Source organism: Streptomyces calvus, from assembly GCF_006782915.1.
Taxonomy (GTDB): Bacteria; Actinomycetota; Actinomycetes; order Streptomycetales; family Streptomycetaceae; genus Streptomyces; species Streptomyces calvus.
The window spans coordinates 102,794-125,174 of record NZ_VCNP01000051.1 but is presented as its reverse complement, the minus strand read 5'-3'; the positions used below and the strand labels follow the sequence as shown (position 1 = coordinate 125,174).

The window sequence follows — 22,381 nt, the reverse complement described above, 5'->3', positions numbered from 1 at the left end:
GCACACCGGACGGGCAGGAATCACGTGAAGACGACGGCCGCACGAGGGTCCCTCGCACGCCTGGTGGCGCTGTGGGCGCTGACCAGAACGGCCCTGATGCTGTGCGTGCTGAAGGTGGTCGTCTTCCCCGGCCCGGACGTCACCAGCGACGTGTCGGTGATCTACCGGGGCTGGTACGACGTGCTGCGCACCGGAACGTTCCCGCTGGACGACATCACCTGGCAGTATCCGCCCGCCGCGGCCCTGGCGGTCCTCTCCCCCGGCCTGCTGCCGTTCCTGGAGTACGCCACCGCGTTCTTCGTCCTGGCCCTGGTCGCCGACCTGGTCACGCTGGCCCTGCTGCGGTACGCGGGCCGCGGGCCCGGCCGGACGCACGCCGGGGCCTGGGTGTGGGTGGCGGGCGTGCCGCTGCTCGGGCCGACGGTGTACGCGCGCTACGACGTGATGGTGACCGCGGTGGCGGTGGCCGCGCTGCTGGCCGCCGCCCGGCATCCGCGGCTGGCGGGCGCGCTGGCCGGGTTCGGGGCGCTGCTGAAGGTGTGGCCGGCGCTGCTGCTGCTCGGGATGGCCCGGCGCCGTGCGTGGGTGTCGGCGGCGGCGACGGGTGCCGGTGTGGCCGCCGTGTTCGCCGCGCTGATGCCGGGGGCGTTTGCTTTCCTCACCTTCCAGCGGGACCGGGGTACGGAGGTCGAGTCGCTCGGGGCGCTCGTCTTCCATGTGGCGCGGCACCACGGCTGGCAGGGCGAGGTGCTGCTGAACTACGGCTCGGTGGAGTTCCTCGGCCCGTACGTGAACTGGGTGAGCACCGGCGCGCTGCTGCTGTCCGGGGCGGCGCTGGCCTGGCTGGTGCTGTGGCGGCTGCTGGCCGGCCGGTGCGAGCCGCACACGGTCGCCGACGCCGCGTTCGTGGCGGTGCTGCTGTTCACCACGACCAGCCGGGTGATCAGCCCGCAGTACATGGTGTGGCTGGTCGGGCTGGCGGCGGTCTGCCGGAGTTTCCGCGGGAGCCGGATGGGGCTGCCGGTCGCGCTGGTGCTGGCGGCGTCGTTCGTGACGGTGCTGGAGTTCCCGGTCCACTTCGACCACGTCGTGGCCAGTGACGGGCTCGGCATCACCCTGCTGGTGCTGCGCAACGGCCTGCTGGTGGTGGCGGCGGTCGTCGCGGCCCGCAGGCTGTGGTGCGCCACGGTACCGCTGCCGGCCCCGCTGCCGCGGCAGCAGGCCGCGCCCTCCAGCGAGGCGACGGTCTCGTCCTGAACCCGGTCAGGCCAGCAGTTCCCGCACGTACTGCCGCCACCGGGCCGTGAACTCCGCGGGAGTGGTGTCCAGGACCCGGGCCATGGCGTCCTCGACCGCGCCGCGCCGCCCCTGGTGCGCGCCGACCGCACGGTAGAACTCCCGCAGGCGCTCCTCGCCCCAGTGCTCCGCGATGAGGCGGCAGGCCGTCCAGCCGCTCTCGTAGGCGCGGGCGAGGCGGTCGGCGTCGCCGGAGAAGCCGAAGTCGTCGTCGTCCGGCAGCGCCTCGGGCAGCTCGCCGCGGCCGACCGCCTGGGCGAGTTCGGGCGCGGCCTCGTCGGGGGCGCGGCCGGCGCCCCGGTAGCCGACCCAGTCGGCGAACCCCTCGGACAGCCACAGCGGTGTCGCGGCGGAGGTGTCGGCACGGGTGGCGACGTGGGTGGTCTCGTGGGTGAGGACGACCTGCCGGCCGGAGTCGCCGAGCAGGGCGAAGGCGTCCGGGTTGACGATGACCCGGTCGGCGGGCGCCCGTGTCCCGGCTCCGGTCGCGCCGGTGGTGACGGCCGCGATGCCCCGGTAGGAGGAGGCGGGCGAGCCCAGCAGGCCCGCCATGTCCTCCAGGGACTCCGGCACCAGGACCACGACGCGCCGGGGCCATCGCGGGCCCCAGGCGTCGGACACGGCCGGTACCGCGCGGTCGGCCAGCTCGGCGTAGTCGCGCAGCGCCGCCTCGGGCTGTCCCACGCCCAGCACCAGGCTGCGCTCGCCCCGCACGGCCCGCGCGGTGCCCTGGTCCCACAGCTGCTCGCCGGACCTGTGCGCGGGACGGTCGGAGTCGACGGACCAGTGCCCGTCCCGGTCCCGGCTCAGGCGCAGGGAGCGGGCGGTGGTGACCGGCGACCGGTCGTAGCCGTCGACGCGGTAGCTCAGGTCGGCCGACGCGGTGGCGGTGTCACCGGTGCGGTCGACGGCGGTGACCCGGTAGGACCAGTCCGCGAGCGGTACCGCGCGCAGGGCGTCGAAGCCGGCCCGGGTGCCGGTGCGGCCGTAGGCGGAGGCGTCCCGGTCGAGGACCGCCTCCGCGCGGCGGTCGAGGAGCGCCTGCACCTGTGCGCGGGCGGGGTCGGCGGCCGGTCCGCCGCCGCAGGCGACCAGGGAGACGAGCAGCAGACACAGCGCCACCACCGACGCACCCGACACCTGCCTTCGACCAGCCACCTTCCCGAGGGTACGGGTGCCGGGCGGTCGCGGTCAGACCCTGGTGACCGACGAGACCGGCATCATCCCGACCGGGTCGTAGCGCACCGGGGCGCCGGGGTACGGGGCGTGGATCACCTGGCCGTTGCCCACGTACATGCCGACGTGGCTGGCGTCGGAGCGGTAGACCACCAGGTCACCGGGCCGTGCCTCGGAGAGCGGGATCTGCCGGCCGGCGTACCGCTGGGCCTGCGAGGTGCGCGGCAGCGCCACCCCGGCCTGTGCGTACGACCACTGGGTCAGGCCGGAGCAGTCGAAGCCGGACGGGCCGTTGGCGCCCCAGACGTAGGGCTTGCCGAGGGCGGTGCGGGCGGCGGCCACGGCGGCGGCCGCGCGGGCCGAGGCGGGCACGCCGCCCGGGCCGGTCAGGTCGGCGCGGGCGGACCGGGAGGCCCGGTCCCAGGCGGCGCGTTCACCGGCCGGGAGGGAGTTGAGCAGTCTGCGGGCCTCGGCCAGCTTGTGTTCCACGGTCCTCTTGTGGGCGGCGGCGGCCCTGCGGTTCCTGTCCAGCGCGCTGAGTTCGCCGGCCGTCTCGGCGCGGTCCTGGGCGAGGGAGCGCAGGGCGCCGCGGAGCCGCTTCAGCTCGCCGGCCTGGTGGAGGGTGATCCGGTCCAGGACGGACGCCTTGTCCAGGTAGTCGTCCGGGTCCTCGGCGAGGAGCAGGGCCAGGGAGGGGTCGTAGCCGCCGGAGCGGTACTGGGCTCCGGCGAGCGCGCCCAGCGACTCCCGCATGGTGTTGACGTGTTCCTGCTGCCGGGCGATGCGGTCCTGGGCGTGGGCGATCCGGCGGCGCAGCGCGTCGGCGCGTTCGTCGGCCGCGTTGTACGCCTCGGTCGCCTTCTCGGCCTCCCGGTACAGGCGGTCCACCTCGGCGCGGGTGTCGGCGGACGGGGTGGCGGCGGCCGGTACCGCGCCGAGGGCGGTGGCCGCTGCGGACAGCAGGCCGAGGGCGACGACGGCGCCCCGGTCGGATCCGGAGGACGGTGCGATACGGCGATGGGACCCCACGGGAAACCGCGCTCCTTTTTCCGCTGGCGGACGGGAAACGCGGCAGACAGTAGCCCCACGGGCGGCGCCCGGACCAACGGCGGCCAAGGGCCGTACACGGTGGCGCCCCACCTCTGACGCAGGTCACAGGCGGGGCGCGGGTCCGGCCGGGGCCGGTGCGAATCCCCCGAACGGCGGCATCCGGGGGCGGGCAGGAGCCGGGTGGTGCCGGTCGCTAGACGCGGACGCCGAACATGAACGGGCCGCCGATGGTGTTCATCGACTCGTAGCGCACGACGGTGCCGGTGCGCGGGGCGTGGATGATCTGGCCGTTGCCCGCGTAGAGGCCCACGTGGTGCAGGTCGTTGAAGAAGAACACCAGGTCGCCGACCTTGAGCTGGCTGACCGAGTAGATCCGGGTGCCGGCGCCGGTCTGCGCCTCGGAGGTGCGCGGGATGGCGACGCCGGCCTGCGCGTACGCCCACTGGGTCAGGCCCGAGCAGTCGTAGGAGGACGGGCCGGTGGCGCCGTAGACGTAGGGCGAGCCGAGCTTGCTCTGCGCGGCGGCGTAGGCCGCGGCGGCGCGGCCGGAGCCGGCCGGGACGTTGCCGGTGAGGGCGTCGCGCTCGCTGGCGCGGGTGGCGCGGTTCTGATCCTCGGCGAGCTGGGCCTTCTCCGCGGCGGTCAGGCTGTTGAGCAGCTTCTGCGCGGCGGCGAGCTTGGCCTGGACTTCCTTCTTCTTGTTGCCCAGTTCGGTGCGGGTGGAGGCGAGGTCCTCGAGCTTCTCGGACGCCTCGGAGCGCTGCTGGGCGAGTTCGCGCTGCTTCTCCTGGATCTTCTTCAGCGCGTCGACCTGCTGGGTGCTCAACTGGTCGAGGGCGGACGCCTTGTCGAGGTAGTCGTCCGGGTCGGAGGAGAGGAACAGCTGCACGGACGGGTCGATGCCGCCGCTGCGGTACTGGGCGCTGGCCATCGAACCGAGGCCGTCGCGCAGCTCGTTGAGCTCCTCCTGGCCGCGGGCGACGTTGTCCTGGATGGTGGAGATCTCCTTCTGGAGCTTCTCCTGCTTCTCCTTGGCCCCGTTGTACTTCTCGGTGGCCTGCTCCGCCTGCTCGTAGAGCTTGTCGACCTTGGCCTTGACCTCGTCCTTGCTCGGCTTCTCGCTCGGAGCGGCGTTGGCGGCCTGCGAGCTCATGACGACGGCAGCTGCGGCAGCGGTGGTGAGCACGGTCACACGTGCGCGGCTCGGCTGCTTGGGACGACGGTGGGACGCCACGGAGACGAGCTCCTTCTCGAGAGTGATCGCGCGGTCGCGGGTTCGAAGGCTGACCCTAGTGATTCTCTTGTGATCAGTTCAAATCCCCGGGCACGAAATCTCCGTCACAGCGCGTTTATTCGGTCTCAACTCACCTGGGGTGACGCATCCTTGACGCTACGTTGCGTGACGGTTCCGTCAATTCGGGCATAGATCACGTACGTTGCAGGAGGGATGCAAGTCAATCAGGAGCCACGAAAGCAGCCCAAGAAGGTGGTGCGACAGGAGGGCGTGACAGGACGGCGTGACAGGCGGCGTGGACGGGACGGTCTACGAGAGCCGCTTGAGGAGCACCGCCGAGGCGACCGGGCGGGCGCCCGCACGGGCCACTCCGTCGGCGACCTCGCGGTCGGTGGAGGCGACGATGACGGGCCGCCCCGGCGGCTCGGCGCGCACCAGCTGGCGGATCAGCTCGTCGGCGGTGACGCCCGGCTTGGAGAACAGCACCCGCACTCCGCGCGGCGGCGCCAGCAGCACCGGCGCGGCCAGTTCGGCACCGTCGAAGACGCAGGTCACCTCGGCGCCGGTCTGCGCGGCGAGCTGGGCGAGCTGGCCCAGCAGGCGCAGCCGTTGCTTCTCCAGGGGCATCTGGGGATAGCCGGTCTTGGTGACGTTGTAGCCGTCCACGACCAGGTGCGCCTGCGGCAGCGCCAGCAGCTGGTCGAGGATGGCCGGGTCGTCCTCGGACAGCGCGCGGGCGGCGATGTCCTTCGGGGTCATGCGGCCGGGCTCGACGGCGTCCACGGTCTCGGCGGGCCGCACCGACACCGGCGGCAGCGCCAGCTCGCGGCGCAGCCCCTGGGCGGCGTCCAGCACGGTGTCCAGCAGCAGCCGCACCCGCATGTCCTCGACGCTGCGGCCCTCGCGGGCGGCCCGCCGGGCGGCCTCCAGCGCGGCCTCGGTCTCGCCGAGGCGCGCCTTGAGACGACGGGTCTCGCTCTCGGCGGCCGACACCTGGGCCTGCCCCTCGGCGCGGACGGCCTCCATCTCGCCCCGCAGCTTGCGCAGCGCGGCCTCGCCGCGCTTGACGTCGCTGAGCGCCGACCGCAGCTTGCGGTGCAGCACGTCGGCTTCCTTCTTCGCCGACTCCAGCTCGGAGCGCAGCCGCTCGGTCTCGGACTTGGTGTGCTCGCGGGCCCGGGCGAGTTCGGCGCGCAGCCGCTCCAGCTCGGCCCGGTTCTCCTCGTCGGCGCGTTCGGCGTCGGCGCGCTGGACCTCCTCGCCGGCCGCGGTCACCAGCTTCACCCAGCCCGCCGGGCGGAGCACATAGGCCGCGGCCGCCACGTCGAGCGGGTCCGCGGCCGGGGGCGGGGATCCGGATTCGAGGGCGCCGGTGAGTTCCGGCTCGGCTTCTCTGAGCCGTTCCCCGATGCGCTGCCGGAACAGCGGATCGGTCTCCAGCGCCGCCGCCATGGCGTTGCCGGCGAACTTGGCGCGGCGGTTGGGTGCGAACCGGGCGTACTGCCTGAGCTGGGCGGGCAGCTCGGTGACCGTGAGCCCGCCGAAGCCGTCGGCGACGATCTGCACGACGCGGCGGCGCACTCCGTCGGGCAGCGGGCGGTCGAGCACCTCGGCGGCGCCGTCCTGCGGCCCCCCGCCCTGGGTCTCCACCATCCGTCACACCCCAATGCCTGTGTGCGGCCCCGTGCACGGGGTCGCCGTCAGCGAGGCCCTCCCCCACTCTCGACTTCGCTCGAGCGGGAGGGACACCCTTCCTTCAGGAGCCGGCGCCCGGCCTGTCCACGAGTTCCACCTGGTCCACCGCGTTGCACCAGCGGCAGCGCACCGACTCGATCGTCTCATCGAGCACCTCGCGCTCCTCGACCGTGGGCTCTCCGGCCAGGTCGAGGTGGACGTACTCGACGACCTTCGACGAGCGGGTCACGTCGAAGCGGGTCAGATTGCCGCACAGGGTGCAGCGCCACCGCGTCGAGGCGGTCGGCAGCGGAACCGTCATCGTGGCTGTTCGCCTTCCTTCCAGTGTCCGTGACGCACCGGGCTTCCCGGAGCGTGTGGCCGTAACCCTACGGCCTGGCGGCTGCCCGCCGCCCGCCTGTCCACGGCGGCGAGGCGGTCTGCGTGGTTGCGTCCGGTTACGTCATGCTCTGTGTTCATGATCCGCAACTGGAGCGCGTCGGCCGTCGGGGCGATCCGGGGCACCTCGGCGCCGGTGACCCACACCCTCATCGTCCTGTGCTGCCTGGTCTTCCTGATCGGGCCGGCGTCGGGCCTGCACCCGGCGCACGGCTCCGGCGAGGAGCTGCTCGCCGCGCAAAGGGCCTATTTCCGGCGCTGGGGCGTGATTCCCGCAGACCTGTTCGAGGGTTCCCCCGCGGCCGCCCTCACCCCGGCCACGGCGCTGTTCGTGCACGGCGGCTGGGTGCACCTGCTCGGCAACATGCTGTTCCTCCAGGTCTTCGGAACGATGGCCGAGGCACGGATGGGCCGGGTGCGGTTCACGCTGTGCTACGCCGGCTGCGGCTGTCTGGCGCTGCTCGGGTACGCCGCCGCCAACGCCGACTCCGAGCGGTCCCTGGTCGGCGCCTCCGGGGCGATCTCGGCGGTCCTCGGCGCGTTCCTCTTCCTGTTCCCGCGGGCGCGCGTGACCAGTCTGCTGCCGTTCCTGTTCTTCCTGCCGGTGCGGCTGCCGGCCTGGGTGGTGCTGCCGTTCTGGGCGGCGTTGCAGTGGCTGGCGGCGGGGCGGGCGGACGACGGGCCGGGGGTCGCGTACCTGGCGCACCTGGTGGGGTTCGGTCTGGGGTTCGGCTACGCGTGGGTGTGTTTCGGCAGGGCGACTACAGTGAAGTCCGCCCCTGCTCCGGCCCCCGAGGGAGAGAACCAGCCGTGATCACCGCGATCGTCCTCATCAAGACCAGCGTGGACCGGATCCCCGAGATCGCGGAGCAGATCGCCGCGCTGGACAGCGTCAGCGAGGTCTTCTCCGTCACCGGCACCTACGACCTGATCGCCATGGTGCGGGTCCGGGAGCACGAGGACCTGGCGGAGGTCATCCCCGGCCGGATCAGCAAGATCCCGGGCGTGGAGGGCACCGACACGCACGTGGCGTTCCGCACGTACTCGCAGCACGACCTGGAGGCGGCGTTCGCGATCGGTCTGGACAGCTGAGGCCGCGGGCGTCCCGGGGCACATGAAGAGTTCTTCATCGAGGCCTCATCCGGGCCGTCCGGTGCGGGCCGCAGGATCGGGCCCATGGTCTTCACTCGCCGGATGGCGGCCCTGGCCGCCGTCGTACTGATCCCGCTGGGCGTCGCAGCGACCAGCTTCGCGCTCTCCGACAGCCCCGAGCCGCCCAAGGTGCCGCCGCAGGTGGAACTGGACAGCGGCTCCCCCACTCCCACGTCCACGGCCCCGTCCGCGCGGCCCGAACCGACGCCGAGCGACGAGGTCGTCTCCCGGCCTCCGTTGACCGACAGCCCGGCGGGTGATGACGATGACGACGACCGGGGCCAGGACTCGGACGACGGCCCCGGCGGGGACGACGGACCGGGCGACGACGGCTGACGGGCCGCGCCGGCGGATCTCCGCCCGGGTCCGCATCCTGCTGTGGCTGCTGTTCGTCATGGCGGTCGCGCTCGCCTCGGTGGCCACCACCACCCGCTCCTTCCTGCTGCGGGACGTCGACGACCGCATCAACGGGCTGCTCGCGCAGGAGGCGGGCGAGTTCGCCAACTTCGAACAGCGCGGCTTCGACCCGGAGACCGGCCGGCCCTTCACCGCACCGGACCGGCTGCTGCGGGTCTTCCTGGAACGGCAGTACGCCGACCCGGACGAGGAGCTGATCGGCCTGGTGGCGCGGCCGAGCGGCGGCCCGGCGCAGCTCACCCAGCCGCGCGACCTGCCCGTCGCCCTGCCGCTGCACCGGGACCCCGACGCCCGGAGCCGCATCTTCGACTCGCCCGACCCCACCGGTGTGCTGCACCGGCCCGAGGGCGAGATCCGCTGGGCCAAGGTGGCGGTGACCCGGGCCGGCGGCACCGAGCCCGAGGCCGCGTTCGTCGTCGCCTTCCACCCCGAGCGGGAAGTGGCGCGCGTGAACGAGGTGTTCCGGGTGCTGCTCGCCATCTCCGGGGTCGCGCTGCTGCTGACCACCGGCATCGGCTGGGCGGTCGCCGGGCGGATCCTGCAGCCCGTACGGCTGGTGCGGACCGCCGCCGCGCAGCTCACCGAGCAGGACCTCACCCGCCGTATCCCGGTGCGCGGCCGCGACGACATCGCGGCCCTCGCCGAGACGTTCAACGCGATGCTGGACCGCCTGGAGCGGGCCTTCGCCGCGCAGCGCCAGTTCGTCGACGACGCCGGCCACGAGCTGCGCACGCCCATCACGATCGTGCGCGGCCATCTGGAGCTGATGGGCGACGACCCGGCGGAACGCGAGGAGACGGTGCGGCTGGTCACCGACGAACTGGACCGGATGAGCCGCATCGTGGAGGACCTGCTGCTGCTCGCCAAGGCCGAACGCCCCGACTTCGTCACCCCCGAGCCGGTGCAGCTCGCCGAACTCACCGCCGACGTCTACGTCAAGGCCCGCACCCTGGGCGAACGCGACTGGCAGCTCACCGACATAGCCGACCGGGAAGTGGCACTGGACCCGCAGCGGATCACCCAGGCGATGGTGCAGCTGGCGCAGAACGCGGTGCAGCACACCACCGCCGGCCAGACCATCCGCATCGGCTCCCGCGCCGAGGGCTCCCGCATCGAGCTGTACGTCGCCGACTCGGGGCCCGGTGTCCGGCCGCAGGACCGGGAGCTGATCTTCGAACGCTTCCGGCGCGGCACCGCCCGGCGCGGCGCGCGCGGCTCGGGCGCGGGCCTCGGCCTGTCGATCGTCAAGGCGATCGCGGAGGGCCACGGCGGCCGGGTCCGCCTGTACGACACCGAGGGCGGCGGCGCCACCTTCGTACTGACGCTGGACTGAGCACAAGAAGAGGCACACCCGTGAACCGGATTCTGATCGTCGAGGACGAGGAGCGCATCGCGTCCTTCGTGGAGAAGGGCCTGCGCGCCAACGGCTTCACCACCACCGTCGTCCCCGACGGCGAGGCGGGCTACGAGTACGCGCTGACCGGCGGTTTCGACCTGGTCGTGCTGGACATCGGGCTGCCCGGCCGGGACGGCTTCACCGTGCTGCGGGAGCTGCGCGAGTCCCGGGTGACGACCCCGGTGATCGTGCTGACCGCGCGGGACTCGGTGCGGGACACGGTGGCCGGTCTGGAGGGCGGCGCCGACGACTGGATGACCAAGCCGTTCCGCTTCGAGGAGCTGCTGGCCCGGGTGCGGCTGCGGCTGCGCACCGCGGCCCGCGCGCCCGAGGTGACGGTGCTCAAGTCGGGCGAGCTGTCGCTGGATTTGCGGACCCGCAGGGCACGGGCGGGCGACCGCACGGTCGATCTGACGGCCCGTGAATTCGTGCTCCTGGAACTGTTCCTGAGGCACCCGGGCCAGGTACTCTCCCGCGAGCAGATCCTTTCCCACGTGTGGGGCTACGACTTCGACCCGGGCTCCAACATCGTGGACGTGTACGTGCGGGCGCTGCGCAAGAAGCTCGGCGCCGACAAGGTGGAGACGGTCCGCGGAATGGGCTACCGCCTCCCGGGATGAGGCACCGGCCGCTCCCCGGGTGAAGTTTCCTTCATCTACGGCTCATCGGCGGCTCACGGCCGGCATGAATCCTCGATGACGTGAGCCTGAATCCCCGACTGACCGCCGCCCTGTGCGTGGCCCTGTCGCTGTGCGCGCTGCTCGCGGTGCCCGGCAACTTCCCCGGCCTGAGCGGGGAGGCCCGCCTCACCCTCGTCGTGTTCGCGCTGGCGACGTGCGCCTGGATCGGTACGCCGATCGACGACACGTACATCGCGCTCGGCGCCGGACTGGCGCTGACGGTGACCGGCGTGATCAGCAGCGACACCCTGTTCGGCACCCTGGGCGACTCCACGGTGTGGCTGCTGATCTGCGCGTTCGTCCTCGCCGCCGCGGTGGCCAGGACCGGCCTCGCGGGCCGTGCGGCCGCGTTCCTGGTCGGCGGGGCGCGCACGGTGCGGCAGTTGACGCACCTGACGACCGCCGCGCTGGTCGTCACCGCGTTCGCCGTGCCCGCCACCTCGGGCCGGGCCGCGCTCGCGCTGCCGGTGTTCCTCGCCCTCGCCAAGGCCCTCGCCGACCGCAGGCGGCTGGTCGTGATGCTGGCGCTGCTCTTCCCGACGGTGATCCTGCTGTCGGCGGTGGCGACCCTGATCGGCGCGGGCGCGCACCTGATCACCGTGTCGGTGCTGTGGGAGGCGGCCGGTGAACGGGTCGGCTTCACCGAGTGGCTGCTGCTCGGGCTGCCGCTGGCCGTGGTCTCCTCCCATCTCGCCGCAGAGGTGGTCCTGTTGACCACCACCCGGCGCGCGGACCGCGCGGGCCCGGTGCACATCACCGCCGAGGAGATCCAGCGGCACAGCGACCGTCCCGTCACCGGCCCCTGGACGCAGGCCGAGAAGCGCTGCGCGCTGCTGCTGGCCACCGTCGTCGCCCTGTGGTGCAGCGAGCCGCTGCACCGGGTGTCGCCGGCGATGGTCGCGCTGATCGGCGCGGTCGTCGCGGCCTCGCCGGCGCTCGGCACCGTACGGCTGAAGGACGCGTTGAAGACGGTGCCCTGGTCGCTGCTGCTGTTCATGGCGGCCACCATGGCGATGGGTGTGGCGCTCGCCGAGTCGGGCGCGGCGCAGTGGCTGGTCGGCGGGTTGCCGTCGGCGGTCACACCGGTGATGTTCCTGGCGGTCGTGATCGCCGTCAGCACGGCCGCCCATCTGGTCCTGCAGTCCCGCTCCGCCCGCTCCTCCGTGCTGGTGCCGCTGGTGGTCGCGGCGGCGGTGGGCGCCGGGGTGAACCCGGTCGCGGCGGCGCTCGCCTCCACCGCGGCGGCGGGCTTCTGCCACACGCTGCCGGCCTCCGCGAAGCCGGTGACGCTGTTCGCCGACATCCCCGGCACCCCCACCTACACCCCGCGCGACCTGCTGCGGCTGTCCGCCGTGCTGGCGCCGCTGACCGCCGCGCTGGTCCTGCTGTTCGCCGTCGCGGTGTGGCCGCTGCTCGGCGTGCCCGTCACCCGCTGACACCCCGAACCACCGAGGCCCCGGACCGCCGGGGTCCCGACCGCAAGGAGTCCACCATGCTCAGCCGTGTCGTCGTAGCCCCCAGCGGCTTCAAGGAGTCGCTGTCCGCCCCGGCCGCCGCCGACGCCATCGCGGCGGGCGTGCGCCGGGTCCTGCCGGACGCCGAGATCGACCGGATCCCGCTGGTGGACGGCGGTGAGGGCACCGCCTCGGCGCTGGCCGCGGCGACCGGCGGCCGGCTGGTCGAGCTGGCCGCGACCGGACCGGTCGGCGATCCCGTCGGCACCCACTTCGCGCTGCTCGGCTCCGGGGACACGGCGGTGGTGGAGATGGCGGCGGTCGCGGGCCTCTCCCTGGTCCCGCGCATCCGCCGCGACCCGGGCGCCACCACCACGTACGGCGTGGGCGAGCTGATCCGCGCCGCGCTCGACCGGGGCGTACGGCGGGTGCTGGTGGGCTGCGGCGACTCGGGCACCTCCGACGGCGGCGCGGGCGCGCTCCAGGCCCTCGGCGCCCGGCTGCTGGACGCCGACGGCTTCGAACTCCCGTACGGAGGACGGGAGTTGCACCGGCTCGTACGCATCGACCCGGCCGGGCTCGACCCGCGCCTGGCGGACGTGGAACTCCTCGTCGCCTGCAACCCGTTCAATGTGCTGTGCGGCGAGCGGGGCGTGGCCCGGGTGTTCGGGCCCCAGAAGGGGGCGACACCGGCGCAGGTCGAGGAGTTGTCGGCGGGGCTGGAGAACTGGGCGCGGGTGCTGACCCGGGACCTCGCCGGCACCGGCACCGATCTGCGCCACGGCCCCGGCACGGGCGCCTCCGGCGGGCTCGGTGCCGGACTCGCCGCCCTCGGCGGATCCCTCCTCCCCCGCTTCCAGGTGCTGCTGGACCACCTGGACCTGGACGCCCGGCTGGCCCGCGCCGATCTGGTCGTCACCGCGGAGGGCGCCCTGGACCACCAGACGCCCCGCGGCAAGGTCCCGGCGGAGGTGGCCCGCCGCGCCAAGCTGTCCGGGCGGCCGGTGCTGGCGCTGGCGGGGACGCTCGGCGAGGGTGCGCACGAGGTGCCGGGCGTGGACGCCTGCCACGGCATCCTGCCCGCCCCGATGGCCCTCACGGAGGCGCTCGTCCGTGGCGCCGAACTCCTCACCGACGCCACGGAACGCGCCCTGCGCATGATCGTCCTGGGCACCCGGCTGCCGGTACCGGCCGGCGCGCCGGACGCAGGGCTCGGACCTCGCTCCTCGAACGCCGGAGGAGCCGAATTCAGCCCGTCCGGCGTTTGAGGACGAGGCCCGTTCAGGGCCGCAGCGGGGGTCCGGGGCCGGCAGCCCCCGGGGACGGGAAGGTCGGCCGGGACTCAGGCCCGGTCGGACGTGTCCGGCACGCAGCGGCCGTCCTCGGTGCGGTAGCTCCACCGCGCCCCGTCCCGCACCAGCTCCCGCACCGCCCGCACGAACCGCTCCACGTGCTCGTCCGGCGTGCCCGCGCCGAAGCTGACCCGGATGGCGTTGAGGGACTTCTCGCCGGGCGCCGCCTCGGGGGCCCCGCACTCGCCCTGGGACTGCGGGTCGCTGCCGAGCAGCGTGCGCACCAGCGGGTGCGCGCAGAACAGCCCGTCCCGTACGCCGATGCCGTACTCGGCGGAGAGCGCGGCGGCGAAGTGGGAGCTGTTCCAGCCCTCGACGACGAAGGAGAGCACGCCCACGCGCGGGGCGTCGTCCCCGAACAGCGACAGGAACCGCACCTCGGGAACGTCCGCGAGCCCTTCGCGCACCGTGCGGATCAGCTGCTCCTCGCGGGCGATCAGGGTGTCGAACCCGGCCTCGGTGAGCGCCTTGCAGGCGGAGGCGACGGCGTAGGCGCCGATGACGTTGGGCGAGCCGGCCTCGTGGCGGGCGGCGCTGTCGTGCCACTCCACGTCCACTCCCCCGTCCGCGCGCCGGCCGACCCTGCGGCTGGCGCCGCCGCCCGCGAGGTAGGGCTCGGCCTCCCGCAGCCAGTCGGAGCGGCCGGCCAGCACACCGGAGCCGAACGGCGCGTACAGCTTGTGCCCGCTGAACGCCACCCAGTCGACGTCGAGGTCGCGGACGCTCACCGGGTGGTGCGGGGCGAGCTGGGCGGCGTCGAGGACGATCCGGGCGCCGTGCGCGTGGGCGGCGGCGGCCAGTTCGCGTACCGGCCACAGCTCGCCGGTGACGTTGGATGCGCCGGTGACGCAGACCAGGGCGGGTCCGTGGGGGTCGCGGCCGGCGAGGGCGTGCTCCAGGGTCTCCACGGCCCGCCGCGGGCTGTCCGGGGCGTCGAGGTAGGTGACCCGGGCGTCGCGCCACGGCAGCAGCGAGGCGTGGTGCTCGGTCTCGAAGACGAAGACCTCGCAGCCGTCGGGCAGCGCGGCGGCGAGCAGGTTCAGCGAGTCGGTGGTGGACCGGGTGAAGACCACCTGGTCGCCGGTACGGCAGTCGAGGAACTCGGCGACGGTCCGGCGGGCGTTCTCGAACAGGTCGGTGGAGAGCTGCGAGAGGTATCCGGCGCCCCGGTGGACGCTGCCGTAGTACGGCGCGTAGGCGGCCACGTCGTCCCAGACGCGCTGGAGCGCGGGCGCGCTGGCCGCGTAGTCGAGGGCGGCGTAGGTGACCTCGCCACCGGTGACGAGCGGAACGGTGACATCCCGCCCCAGAACGGGCAGCGGGGCACAAACGGACTGGTCGGCGGCAGCGGTGGGCACGGACATGGCGGAACTCCCGGAGAGCAGGCGGAACCCCCGCGCGAGCACGGATCGCTCGAGCGCGGACGGTGAAGGGAAAGGGGTGTGCGGAGGCGGGGCTCGGCGGCCCTAACGCATTCGCTTGCTCACGGAAGGCTCCCTCGAACGACCAGGACCCCTGGCCCCACACTGTGACAGCGTGCGAGGGGTCCGCGCTTGCCGTGAGCCCTGCTGCCCACGGCCTGGTCTTCACCCGGGGCACCCCGCCACGGACGGAGGGTTGCCGGACAGTCGGCCGGGGCCTGATGACTGTCGCTCATGACCTGTGCAGGAACGTACGCGAAATGATCGATGCCCCGCAACCCGTGTCCGGATCGCGGGACATCCACCGGTGCCCGGTCAGGCGTTGCTGACGGTCACCCAGCGCTCCAGGACCCGCTTGGCGGCCCCCGAGTCGATCGACTCGGCGGCCTTCGCCATGCCGGCGCGGATCTGCTCCGTGAGCGTGCCGCTTCCCGGCTCCAGCGCCACCAGCGCCGCCGCCGAGTTCAGGAGCACGGCGTCCCGCACCGGACCCGGCTCGCCGTCCAGCAGCCGCCGGGCGACCTCGGCGTTGTAGGAGGCGTCGGCGCCGCGCAGGGCCTCCACGGGCACCAGCTCGATCCCGACGTCGCGCGGGTCGAAGGTCTGCTCCTCGACCGTGCCGTCCCGGACCACCCACACGCGGGAGGTGGCGGTGGTGGTCAGCTCGTCCAGGCCGTCGTCGCCGCGGAACACCAGCGAGGAGTGGCCGCGCTCGGCGAAGACGCCCGCCATGATCGGCGCCATCCGCGGGTCGGCGACACCGACCGCCTGGGCCCGCACCCGGGCCGGATTGGCGAGCGGGCCGAGGAAGTTGAACACGGTGCGGATGCCCAGCTGGCCCCGCGCCGCGGCCACGTGCCGCAACGCCGGGTGGAACTTCACCGCGAAGCAGAAGGTGATCCCGGCCTCCTCGGCGACCTCGGCGACCCGCCGCGGGGTCAGCTCCAGGTTGACGCCGAGCTTCTCCAGGACGTCGGAGGCACCGGACGCCGAGGACGCGGCCCGGTTGCCGTGCTTGACGACCTTCGCGCCGGTGCCGGCCACGACGATCGACGACATGGTGGAGATGTTCACCGTCTTCGCGCCGTCCCCGCCGGTGCCGACGATGTCGACGGTGGCCCCGGGCACCTCGATCACGTTGGCGTGGTCGTACAGCGCCCGTACGCAGCCGGAGATCTCCTCGACGGTCTCGCCCTTGGCCCGCAGGGACACCGCGAACCCGGCGATCTGCGCGTCGGTCGCCTCGCCGCGCATGATCAGGTCCATCGCCCAGGCGGTGTCGTCGGCGGACAGGTTCCGGCCGTCCAGCAGACCGTTCAGCAGGGCGGGCCAGGAGCGGCCCGCCGCGTTGTCGCCTCCAGCGGGGGTCACAGCGCTCATGGCCGCTCCTGATGGTCGTAGGGGTACTCCGCACCCACCCTATCCAGGTCCGGGGACGGCGAAGGGCCCCCGTCCGCAGATCGGACGGGGGCCCTTCGCCGTCGTGTGGCGACTTCGGTGAAGCGGTCGGGATCAGTGGTGGCCGTGGCCGCTCGTGATCTCCTTGTACTCCTCGACGGTGGGCTTGGCGACCTGCGCGTCCTCGCCGTAGTAGCCCTTGCTGAGCTTGGCGCGCAGCTTCTCGCTCATCTTCACCTTGCGCTCGACACCGTTCTCGTCGACCGTCGGGCCGATCTCGAACGGCTTGTACTGCTCGTGCGCGGTGAGGGTGTGCAGCTGCTCCTGGCTGAGCGGCTCGTGGACCTCGATGAACTCACCGTGCGGCAGGCGCTTGATGATGCCCGACTCGCGGCCGTGCAGCACCTTCTCCTTGTCCCGGCGCTGCAGGCCGAGGCAGATCCGCTTGGTGACGATGAACGCCAGGACCGGCGCGGCGAAGAACGCGATGCGCACGAACCAGGTGATGGCGTTGATCGACAGGTGGAAGTGCGTGGCCCAGATGTCGTTGCCACCACCGACCAGGAGCACGAAGTACAGCGTGATCCAGGCGACGCCGAAGGCGGTGCGGGTCGGGGCGTTGCGCGGGCGGTCCAGGATGTGGTGCTCGCGCTTGTCGCCGGTGACCCAGGACTCGATGAACGGGTACACCGCGATGGCGACCAGGACCAGCGGGAAGATCAGCAGCGGGATGAACACGCCCAGGACGAGCGTGTGACCCCAGAAGTTGATCTCCCAGCCCGGCATGACACGGATCAGGCCCTCGGAGAAGCCCATGTACCAGTCGGGCTGGGCGCCGGTGGAGACCATGTCCGGCCGGTACGGGCCGAGCGCCCAGATCGGGTTGATCGTGGCGATCGCCGAGACGGCGGCGAGCACACCGAAGACCAGGAAGAAGAAGCCTCCGGCCTTGGCCATGTACACCGGCAGCAGCGGCATGCCCACGACGTTGTTGTTGGTCTTGCCGGGGCCCGCGAACTGCGTGTGCTTGTGGTAGAAGACCAGGATCAGGTGGGCCACCACGAGGCCGAGCATGATGCCCGGCAGCAGCAGGACGTGGATCGAGAAGAACCGGGCCACGAAGTCGTCGCCGGGGAACTCGCCGCCGAAGAGGAAGAACGAGATGTACGTGCCGACGATCGGCACGGACAGGATCGCGCCCTCCATGAAGCGGATACCGGTGCCGGAGAGCAGGTCGTCCGGGAGCGAGTAGCCGGTGAAACCGGTGAACATGCCCAGGACGAACAGCAGGAAGCCGAACAGCCAGTTGATCTCACGCGGCTTGCGGAACGCGCCGGTGAAGAACACGCGCATCATGTGCACGAACATGCCGGCCAGGAAGACCAGCGCGGCCCAGTGGTGGATCTGCCGGATCAGCAGACCGCCACGGACGTCGAAGCTGATGTCCAGCGTCGACTTGTAGGCCTCGCTCATCAGCTGTCCCTGCAGCGGGACGTAGGAGCCGTGGTACTCCACCTCGTTCATCGACGGGTGGAAGAACAGCGTCAGGTACACACCCGTGAGGATGATGATGAGGAAGCTGTAGAGGCAGACCTCACCCAGCATGAACGACCAGTGGTCGGGGAAGATCTTGCGCATGTTGGCCTTGGCCAGGGAGTAGATCCCCAGCCGGCCGTCGGCCCAGTCGGCCACGCGCTCGCCGGCCGGCGCCTTCCCGCGCGAGCGGGACTCGGTGCTGGTGTTGGTACTCATCCGCGCTCCCAGAAGGCAGGACCGACGGGCTCGTCGAAGTCGCCGAGCGCTTCGAGGTAGCCGTCTTCGTTCACGTCGATGCGCAGCTGCGGCAGGGCGTGACCGGCGGGGCCGAAGATCACCCGGGCACCGTCGGCGAGGTCGAAGGTGGACTGGTGGCAGGGGCACAGCGCGTGGTGCGTCTGCTGCTCGTACAGGGAGATCGGGCAACCGACGTGGGTGCAGATCTTCGAGTAGGCGAGGATACCCTCGTGCGACCACTCGAGCGACCGCTTGTCCTTGATGTCGTCCGGCTGGATGCGGACCAGCATCAGGGCGGCCTTGGCGATCTCGGTCTGGAAGCCGTGGTCGTGCTCCTCCAGGCCCTCGGGCTTGGCGAAGGTCAGCGAGCCCACGATGATGTCGGACGGCCGCAGCGGCTCGTTCGTGTTCATGTTGACGAGCAGCTTGCCCTTGGACCACATGGTGTGGCGCAGCTTGGTGCCGGGCAGCGGCCCGAGGTCACGCAGCAGCACCACGCCGGAGAGCGGGAACAGGGCGAGCGCGCCGAACATCGTGTTGCGGATCAGCTTGCGACGGCCGAGCGCCGACTCCTTGGCACCCTGCCGGAAGTCGTCCAGGACCTTGGCCTTGACCTCCGGGGGGGCCTCGATCGGGTGACGCTCGTCGGCGATCTCGTGGTCCGACATCAGCGTGCGGGCCCAGTGGACCGCGCCGGCGCCGATGCAGAACAGGGCGAGCCCGAGGGTCATGCCGAGCGCGAAGTTCAGCGCGCTGATGTGACCGATCGGGAAGATGTAGACCGACCGGTCGACCGGGATGGTCACGTACGAGGCGATGAAGCCGATGGTGGCCAGCATCGACACCGTGAACAGCAGGGCGACCGTGCGCTCGGACCGCTTGGCGGCCCGCTCGTCGATGTCCTGGATCCGGTGCTCGTGGGGCGGCAGGCCCGGGTCGGCGAACGGGTGCGCCTCGTCCGCGACCTTCACCGCGCCGTGCGGGGTGTCCTGCTCAGCGGGCAGGTTCTCTTCGGGAATGTCTTGGCTACTCATGACTTCTTGGCCTTTGCGGTCCGAGCGGCGACCCAGACGGCGAGCGCGATCAGCGCGCCGAGTCCGAAGACCCACGCGAACAGACCCTCGGAGACCGGGCCGAGACCGCCCAGCTCCAGGCCGCCGGGGCTCTCGGTCTCCTCGCCGTTGACCTCGCCCAGGTACGCGATGATGTCCTTCTTGTTCTGCTCCGACAGCGTGCTGTCGGGGAAGGAGGGCATGTTCTGCGGGCCGGTGAGCATGGCCTCGTAGATGTGCTTGGGAGCGACGTCCTCAAGGGTCGGGGCGTACTTGCCGTGCGTGAGCGCACCGCCCTTGCCCGTGAAGTTGTGGCACTGGGCGCAGTTGTTGCGGAACAGCTCACCGCCCTTGGCGATGTCGGCACCCTCGGGGCCGTACTGCTCCTTGGTGGGGACGGCCGGGCCGGCGCCCAGGGAGGCGATGTACGCCGCCAGCTGGTCGATCTCGGCCTGGCTGTAGACGGCCTTCTTGCGCGGGACCTGCGCGCCCTGCGAGGTGGCGGCCGGCATGCGGCCGGTGCTCACCTGGAAGTCGACGGCCGCGGCGCCCACGCCCACCAGGCTCGGGCCGTCGGACGTGCCCTGACCTCCGGTGCCGTGGCAGCTGGCGCAGCCGACCGAGTAGAGCTTCTTGCCCTCCTCGATGGTGAGGGACTGGGCGGTTTCGTCGGCCTGCGCCTTGTCCGCGGGTGAGAACACGGCGTACAGCCCCCCGGTGCATGCCAGCGCGAGGAGTAGGACGACGAGCGCCGCCAGCGGGTGGCGTCGTCGTGCGGAGAGCTTTTTCACGGATTACCCCGGTGTCAGGATCTTCTGCGTCGATGCTTCTGTTGGGTGCGCTCCTTCGAGCGCGCGCGGATGTGGGCCCGGCTACTTGATCATGTAGATCGTGGCGAAGAGGCCGATCCAGACGACATCGACGAAGTGCCAGTAGTAGGACACGACGATGGCCGCGGTCGCCTGCTCGTGGGTGAACCTCCGGGCGGCGTAGGTCCGGCCCAGGACCAGCAGGAAGGCGATGAGACCGCCCGTCACGTGCAGGCCGTGGAAGCCGGTGGTCAGGTAGAAGACCGAGCCGTACGGGTCGGAGGAGAGGGACAGGCCCTCGTGCTTGACCAGCTCGGTGTACTCGAAGACCTGACCGCCGATGAAGATCGCACCCATGATGAAGGTGACGATGAACCACATCCGGAGCTTCTTCACGTCACCGCGCTCGGCGGCGAAGACGCCGAGCTGGCAGGTGAGCGAGGAGAGCACCAGGATCGTGGTGTTCGTCGCCGAGAACGGGAAGTTCAGGGTGTCGGCCTTCTCGGCCCAGAACTCCGGACCGGTCACCGATCGCAGGGTGAAGTACATCGCGAAGAGGGCCGCGAAGAACATCAGCTCGGAACTCAGCCAGATGATGGTTCCGACGCTGGTGAGGTTCGGCCGGTTGACCGACGGGTGCGCGTGCCCGGTATCTACTGTCGTTGCTGTCGCCACGCCGACATTATGTCGGTCGCTTATCCCGCCCTCACTCCCGGGGGTGCCGTTCGGTGTGTTCGCCCGTCCTGTACTGCCCGGATGGCCCACCGGGCGGTCCTTCGAAGCCGTGTCCGAACCAGTGTTGACAAGCGGTCCGAAGGGGTAGCATCCGCGCCATCGGTACCCGAAGTTCCCGACCGAGCCATGCCCTCTCTCTTACGCGTGGAGGAACAATGCAGGCGACCGCCACGGTGCTGGTCTACAGCGACGACGCCAACACCCGGGAGCAGGTGCGGCTCGCGACGGGGCGGCGGCCGGCGCCGGACGTGCCCGTCGTCGAGTTCGTGGAATGCGCGACGCCCGCGGCCGTGCTCGCGGAGCTGGACCGGGGCGGCATCGACGTCTGTGTGCTGGACGGCGAGGCCGTGCCGATGGGCGGCATGGGGATGTGCCGGCAGATCAAGGACGAGATCTTCCACTGCCCTCCGGTGCTGCTGCTGATCGCGCGTCCGCAGGACGCGTGGCTGGCGACGTGGAGCCGCGCGGAGTCCGCGGTGACCCTGCCGGTGGAGCCGGTGGAGTTCGCCTCGGCGCTGGCGGCCCTGCTGCGGCAGAAGGCCCTGCAGAGCGCCTGAGGGCCCGCCGCGCGGGGTGGCGCGGGTCCGTCGGGCTCGTCGCGCCCGCGCGGCGCCGCGGCCTCGCGTCCCCGGGGTCACACCGTCGTCGGCCTGAGGCGGGCCGTTTCCTGGCGGCCCGGGGCCGTGCCGGTGGTCAGGGCGCTGCCCGCCTGCCACCTGGTCCAGTCCAGGTTCCAGTCGCCGTAGCCGTTGCCGAAGGGCTCCATCGTGTCGCCGGCCGAGTTCACGACCTCGACCAGGTCGCCCTCGCGGACGGTGTCGAAGAACCACTCGGCGTTGGCGGTGTTCATGCCGACGCAGCCGTGGCTGACGTTGGCGTAGCCCTGGGAGCCGACGGACCAGGGGGCGGCGTGCACGTACTCGCCGCTCCAGGTGACCCGGGTGGCGAAGTGCACGTCCAGGTCGTACGACTCGGCCGAGCCCTCGGCGATGCCGACGGTGGTGCTGCGCATGCGTACGAAGCGTTCCTTGGCGAGGACGACCTTGACGCCGTTGCGGGTCTCGAAGCCGGGCTTGCCGGTGGTGACGGGGATCTGCTTGACCGCCTCGCCGTTCTTGTACACCGTCAGCTGGTGCGTGGCGGCGTCGGTGACGGCTATCACCCGGTCACCGATGCGCAGGGTCAGGGGCTCGGCCGCGCCGCCGCGGAGCCGGTCGCCGATCTTGAGGCCCTCCAGGGTGCTGCGCACGTTGACGGTGGCGTGGGCCGGCCAGTAGTCCTTCGGGCGGTAGTGCAGCTTCTTGTCGTCCACCCAGTGCCAGGCGCCGGTCACGGCGGGCGTGGACTCGACCTTCAGGGCGCGCTCCACGACGGCCCGCTGGGCGGGGTCCCGCACGGGGGCGTTCAGCTCGGCCGTGACGGGCTGGCCGACCCCGTAGGTGCCCGCCTCGGGCCCGAAGGTGACGGCCAGGTGCTTGGTGCTGGAGGGCCTGCCGGTGGTGAAGGTGAGGACCTTGCGGCCGGGTGCGCCGTCCTCGTCCTCGGTGCTCACCCGGACCGTGTACTGGGCGTCGGCGGCCAGCGGGGAGGTGCTGTGCCAGCGGCTGCCGTCGGCGGCCAGTTCGCCCGCCACGTAGCGGCCCGCGGCGTCCCTGGCGGTGACGTCCGTGATGCGCCCGTCGGCGTCCTCGGCGACGACCTCCAGGGGCTTGTCGGGGTCGGCCTTCCGGCCGTCGCCGACGGCTCCGGTGAAGGAGATCCGGTCCGCCGCGTCGTACGGCTCGGCGGAGAGCGGGTTGCCCTCGGAGGAGCAGCCCGTGACGCCCGCCCCGAGGGCGAGCACCAGCAGTGTGCAGCCGGCGGCGCGGCTCCGGCCGGCGCCCGCGCCACGAGGGGACCTGGTGTGTCTCATG

Annotated in this window: 21 protein-coding genes and 1 riboswitch; of the genes, 9 read left to right on the top strand and 12 right to left on the bottom strand. The window is 72.2% G+C overall.

Annotation, left to right across the window (positions count from 1 at the left end):
* Positions 1–24: 24 nt before the first annotated feature.
* Positions 25–1,257, top strand: a complete 1,233-nt coding sequence (locus tag FGW31_RS25545; RefSeq protein ID WP_142195859.1) for a glycosyltransferase family 87 protein — start codon at positions 25–27, stop codon at positions 1,255–1,257.
* A 6-nt stretch (positions 1,258–1,263) separates the two neighbouring features.
* Here FGW31_RS25545 and FGW31_RS25540 read toward each other — a convergent pair whose 3' ends face one another.
* The 5 genes from FGW31_RS25540 to FGW31_RS25520 all read right to left on the bottom strand — a co-directional run bounded on the left by FGW31_RS25540 (position 1,264) and on the right by FGW31_RS25520 (position 6,752).
* Complete coding sequence (locus FGW31_RS25540; RefSeq protein ID WP_182674603.1) at positions 1,264–2,454, bottom strand: hypothetical protein; 1,191 nt, start codon at positions 2,452–2,454, stop codon at positions 1,264–1,266.
* Positions 2,455–2,487: 33 nt separating this feature from the next.
* The gene (locus FGW31_RS25535) at positions 2,488–3,501 is read right to left on the bottom strand and encodes a C40 family peptidase (protein WP_142195858.1); all 1,014 of its coding nucleotides are present in this window, start codon (positions 3,499–3,501) and stop codon (positions 2,488–2,490) included.
* Positions 3,502–3,715: 214 nt separating this feature from the next.
* Positions 3,716–4,756, bottom strand: coding sequence for a C40 family peptidase (locus tag FGW31_RS25530; protein ID WP_142195857.1), 1,041 nt, complete (start codon positions 4,754–4,756; stop codon positions 3,716–3,718).
* Between the two features lie 309 nt (positions 4,757–5,065).
* A complete protein-coding gene (locus FGW31_RS25525; protein WP_142195856.1) occupies positions 5,066–6,409 on the bottom strand; it encodes an NYN domain-containing protein in 1,344 nt (447 codons plus the stop codon).
* A 103-nt stretch (positions 6,410–6,512) separates the two neighbouring features.
* Entirely contained in the window at positions 6,513–6,752 is a 240-nt protein-coding gene (locus tag FGW31_RS25520) for a hypothetical protein (protein WP_142195855.1), read from the bottom strand.
* A 156-nt stretch (positions 6,753–6,908) separates the two neighbouring features.
* Here FGW31_RS25520 and FGW31_RS25515 point away from each other — a divergent pair, with 156 nt between their 5' ends.
* The 7 genes from FGW31_RS25515 (at position 6,909) to FGW31_RS25485 (ending at position 13,196) form a co-directional block, all read left to right on the top strand.
* Complete coding sequence (locus FGW31_RS25515) at positions 6,909–7,643, top strand: rhomboid family intramembrane serine protease (RefSeq protein ID WP_142195854.1); 735 nt, start codon at positions 6,909–6,911, stop codon at positions 7,641–7,643.
* Positions 7,640–7,921 (top strand): Lrp/AsnC family transcriptional regulator, encoded by a 282-nt coding sequence (locus tag FGW31_RS25510; RefSeq protein ID WP_006136621.1) that lies wholly within the window; start codon positions 7,640–7,642, stop codon positions 7,919–7,921. The genes FGW31_RS25515 and FGW31_RS25510 overlap by 4 nt, the downstream gene beginning before the upstream one ends.
* Positions 7,922–8,005: 84 nt before the next feature.
* The gene (locus FGW31_RS25505; RefSeq protein ID WP_142195853.1) at positions 8,006–8,317 is read left to right on the top strand and encodes a small secreted hydrophilic protein; all 312 of its coding nucleotides are present in this window, start codon (positions 8,006–8,008) and stop codon (positions 8,315–8,317) included.
* On the top strand, positions 8,247–9,731 hold the full coding sequence (locus FGW31_RS25500; protein WP_167530120.1) for a sensor histidine kinase: 1,485 nt from the start codon (positions 8,247–8,249) through the stop codon (positions 9,729–9,731). Before FGW31_RS25505 ends, FGW31_RS25500 begins: the two co-directional genes overlap by 71 nt.
* Positions 9,732–9,751: 20 nt before the next feature.
* Positions 9,752–10,414 carry a response regulator transcription factor gene (locus FGW31_RS25495; RefSeq protein ID WP_142195852.1) on the top strand — a complete coding sequence of 221 codons (663 nt, stop codon included), beginning with the start codon at positions 9,752–9,754 and terminating at the stop codon, positions 10,412–10,414.
* A gap of 80 nt (positions 10,415–10,494) precedes the next feature.
* The gene (locus FGW31_RS25490; RefSeq protein WP_167530119.1) at positions 10,495–11,910 is read left to right on the top strand and encodes an SLC13 family permease; all 1,416 of its coding nucleotides are present in this window, start codon (positions 10,495–10,497) and stop codon (positions 11,908–11,910) included.
* Between the two features lie 56 nt (positions 11,911–11,966).
* Positions 11,967–13,196 (top strand): glycerate kinase, encoded by a 1,230-nt coding sequence (locus FGW31_RS25485; protein ID WP_142195851.1) that lies wholly within the window; start codon positions 11,967–11,969, stop codon positions 13,194–13,196.
* Positions 13,197–13,270: 74 nt separating this feature from the next.
* Here FGW31_RS25485 and FGW31_RS25480 read toward each other — a convergent pair whose 3' ends face one another.
* The 6 genes from FGW31_RS25480 to ctaE form a co-directional block, all read right to left on the bottom strand.
* Positions 13,271–14,644 (bottom strand): aminotransferase class V-fold PLP-dependent enzyme, encoded by a 1,374-nt coding sequence (locus tag FGW31_RS25480; protein ID WP_142195850.1) that lies wholly within the window; start codon positions 14,642–14,644, stop codon positions 13,271–13,273.
* Positions 14,645–14,824: 180 nt separating this feature from the next.
* Positions 14,825–14,941, bottom strand: a riboswitch (SAM riboswitch).
* Positions 14,942–15,016: 75 nt separating this feature from the next.
* Entirely contained in the window at positions 15,017–16,081 is a 1,065-nt protein-coding gene (gene trpD / locus FGW31_RS25475) for an anthranilate phosphoribosyltransferase (protein WP_142195849.1), read from the bottom strand.
* 132 nt (positions 16,082–16,213) lie between these two features.
* Positions 16,214–17,851, bottom strand: coding sequence for a cytochrome bc1 complex cytochrome b subunit (qcrB, locus tag FGW31_RS25470; protein WP_142195848.1), 1,638 nt, complete (start codon positions 17,849–17,851; stop codon positions 16,214–16,216).
* On the bottom strand, positions 17,848–18,906 hold the full coding sequence (gene qcrA, locus FGW31_RS25465) for a cytochrome bc1 complex Rieske iron-sulfur subunit (protein ID WP_142195847.1): 1,059 nt from the start codon (positions 18,904–18,906) through the stop codon (positions 17,848–17,850). Before qcrA ends, qcrB begins: the two co-directional genes overlap by 4 nt.
* On the bottom strand, positions 18,903–19,715 hold the full coding sequence (qcrC, locus tag FGW31_RS25460; RefSeq protein ID WP_142195846.1) for a cytochrome bc1 complex diheme cytochrome c subunit: 813 nt from the start codon (positions 19,713–19,715) through the stop codon (positions 18,903–18,905). The genes qcrA and qcrC overlap by 4 nt, the downstream gene beginning before the upstream one ends.
* Positions 19,716–19,796: 81 nt before the next feature.
* A complete protein-coding gene (ctaE, locus tag FGW31_RS25455) occupies positions 19,797–20,408 on the bottom strand; it encodes an aa3-type cytochrome oxidase subunit III (protein WP_142195845.1) in 612 nt (203 codons plus the stop codon).
* Positions 20,409–20,623: 215 nt separating this feature from the next.
* On the opposite strand from ctaE, the gene FGW31_RS25450 reads away from it, so the two are divergent.
* Complete coding sequence (locus FGW31_RS25450; RefSeq protein ID WP_142195844.1) at positions 20,624–21,025, top strand: response regulator; 402 nt, start codon at positions 20,624–20,626, stop codon at positions 21,023–21,025.
* A gap of 77 nt (positions 21,026–21,102) precedes the next feature.
* Here the strand turns inward: FGW31_RS25450 and FGW31_RS25445 are convergent, their stop codons facing one another.
* On the bottom strand, positions 21,103–22,380 hold the full coding sequence (locus FGW31_RS25445) for a L,D-transpeptidase (protein ID WP_142195843.1): 1,278 nt from the start codon (positions 22,378–22,380) through the stop codon (positions 21,103–21,105).
* Between the last annotated feature and the right edge of the window lies 1 nt (position 22,381).